The 2,558-nt window shown below is 75.7% G+C and carries 2 protein-coding genes and 1 pseudogene; 1 reads left to right on the top strand and 2 read right to left on the bottom strand.

All coding sequences use genetic code 11. The annotated features are described in order from the left end of the window. A pseudogene (locus tag CKO13_RS11605) lies at positions 1-375 on the bottom strand (bifunctional riboflavin kinase/FAD synthetase); the annotation flags it as partial. 78 nt (positions 376-453) lie between these two features. After that, positions 454-2,022, bottom strand: coding sequence for a murein biosynthesis integral membrane protein MurJ (murJ, locus tag CKO13_RS11600; RefSeq protein ID WP_200261204.1), 1,569 nt, complete (start codon positions 2,020-2,022; stop codon positions 454-456). Positions 2,023-2,155: 133 nt separating this feature from the next. On the opposite strand from murJ, the gene CKO13_RS11595 reads away from it, so the two are divergent. Beyond that, positions 2,156-2,558, top strand: a 403-nt coding sequence (locus CKO13_RS11595; RefSeq protein ID WP_200261202.1) for an MlaD family protein, incomplete at its 3' end; no start/stop codon positions are given.

The following is a 2,558-nucleotide window of genomic DNA, read 5'->3' as shown; positions in this document are numbered from 1 at the left end:
GTCGTCGCCGACGAGGACGTAGCGCGCGCCGAGCCGCTCGCCGAGGAGCTCGCCGGCGAAGGCCTCCGCCGCCACGCCGGCCAGGCGCTCGTCGAAGGAGACGCACACGACCCCGTCGACGCCCGTCTCGGCGAGCCGGCGCAGCTTCTCGCGCAGGCCGGTGAGCCGCGCCGGCGCCCGCTCCGGGGCGAGGTGCTCGAGCGGGTGCGGCTCGAAGGTCATCACCAGCGCCGGGCAGCCGCGGGCCGCGGCCTCGCGGCGCAGGCGCCCGATCACCGCCCGGTGGCCGCGGTGGACGCCGTCGAAGTTGCCGATGGTAACGGCCGCACCGCGGTGGCGGGCGCGGACGTTGTGTACCCCGCGGATCAGTTCCATGGGCTGACGCCGAAAATGGTCAGTCTACTACCCCCCGGTGGCCCTAGGCCAGAGCGCCCGGGCCGGCGCCGCCCTCGCCTAGCCCGCCCCGGCGCCGGGCGGCTCCCGGACCTCCGCCAGGCGCCAGCCGAGGGCGTAGAGGCCGGCGAAGTAGACCGCCGCGCCGAGCACCACCGCCGCGGCCAGCCAGCCGGCGCGGGTGAGCAGCCCGGCGGCCAGCCAGGCGTCGGCCTGCACGGCCGGATAGGCCAGCGCCGCCGCCATGAGCGCCGTCGCCCCGCCCACCTGGAGGGCCAGCCGCGGCCAGCCGCCGCCGGCGCGGTAGACCCGGCGCCGGAGCAGCCCGCGCAGGAGCAGCCCGGCGTTGACCGTCGCCGAGGCCCCCGTCGCCGCGGCCAGCCCGGCGTGGGCGTAGCCCGTCTCCCGCAGCGCCGCCACCGCGCCCACCGAGAGGAGGAGGTTGACCGCCACGGCGGCCACGGCGCAGCGCACCGGCGTGCGCATGTCCTCCCGGGCGAAGTAGCCCGGGGTGAGCACCTTGACCAGCACGAAGCCGAACAGGCCCAGGCTGTAGGCGGCCAGCGACAGCGCCGAGGCGCGGACGTCCCCGGCCTCGAAGGCGCCGTACTGGAAGAGCGTCGCTAGAATGGGGATGGAGAGGAGGATGAGCCCGGCGGTCGCCGGCGCCACGATGAGCAGCACCAGGCGCAGCCCCCAGTCCAGCGTGCGGCTGAAGCGCTCCGGCTCGCTGCGCGCGTGCTCGGCGGAGAGCCGGGGCAGGAGCACCGTCCCCAGGGCGATGCCGAAGACCCCCAGCGGGAACTCGACGAGGCGGTCGGAGAAGTAGAGCCAGGTGACGCTGCCGGTGACCAGGAACGAGGCCAGGATCGTGTCGACCAGGAGGTTGAGCTGCATCACCGAGGAGCCGAGCACCGTCGGCCCCATCAGCCGCAGCACCCGGCGCAGGCCGGGGTGGCGCCAGGAGAGCCGCGGCGCCACGAGCAGCCCCTCCCGGGCCAGGAAGGGCAGCTGCAGCAGCAGCTGCAGGACGCCGGCCACCGCCACCGCCGCCGCCAGCGCGGTGATCGGCGTCTCGAACAGCGGCGTCAGCCACAGCGCGGCGCCGATCAGCGCGGCGTTGAGCAGCACCGGGGCGAAGGCGAAGGAGGCGAAGCGGCTGCAGGTGTGGAGCACCGCCCCGGCGCAGGCGACCAGCGAGATGAGCACGATGTAGGGGAAGGTCCAGCGGAGCAGCTCGACGGTGAGCGCAAAACGCTCCGGGTCGCCGGCGAAGCCGGGGGCGAAGAGCGCCACCACGGCGGGGGCGGCGGCGATCCCGAGGGCCGCCACCCCGCTCAGCGCCAGCCCCAGGGCGCCGGCGGTCGCGGCGATCAGGCCGCGCACCTCGCCGGGGCCGCGGTGGGCGCGGTAGTCGGTGAGCACCGGCACGAAGGCCTGGGAGAACGCCCCCTCGGCGCTGATCCGGCGCATGAAGTTGGGGATCTTGAAGGCGACGATGAAGGCGTCGGTCTGCGCCCCGGAGCCGAAGACCGCGGCGATGACCACGTCCCGGACGAGGCCGAGGACCCGGGAGACCAGCGTCAGCGAGCTGAAGGTGAAGATGCTGCGCAGCAGGCCGGTAACCAAGCTTCCCCCTCTGCCGTGGGCGGACCGCCGCCGCCCCGGCCGCGGCGTACCGGGGCGGCGGCGAGCGTGCGGCGATGATACCGTATCGGCCTCTGAGCGCGAGCCCCGCTGGCGGCTGGAGACGGCGTAACCTATGGAGACCCGCGCCCGCCACTTCTGGATCGGGCTGTTCACCCTCGGCCTCGCCGCCGCCGCGCTCGGCTTCGGCCTCTGGCTGGCCGGCGCCGACCTGCGCGGCGAGCGCCAGGCCTACCGGATCGTCTTCCGCGAGGACGTCACCGGCCTCGCCCCCGGTAGCCCGGTCCGGTACAACGGCATCAGCGTCGGCGAGCTCGAGCACCTCGCCCTCGACGAGGCGGACCCCCGCCGCGTGGTGGCCCGCATCCGCATCGCCGCCGACACGCCGGTGCGCCAGGACACGCGGGCGCAGATCAGCACCTCGGGGCTGTTCACCGGCGGCGCCCACATCCGCCTGATCCCCGGCTCCCCGGAGAGCCCCCCCGTGGAGCGCCCGGCCGAGGGGCCGGCGAGCATCC

The organism is Halorhodospira neutriphila, from assembly GCF_016584055.1.
GTDB classification, from domain to species: Bacteria; Pseudomonadota; Gammaproteobacteria; order Nitrococcales; family Halorhodospiraceae; genus Halorhodospira; species Halorhodospira neutriphila.
The sequence above is the reverse complement of the archived record's forward strand: the minus strand, read 5'-3'. Positions and strand labels throughout refer to the sequence as shown.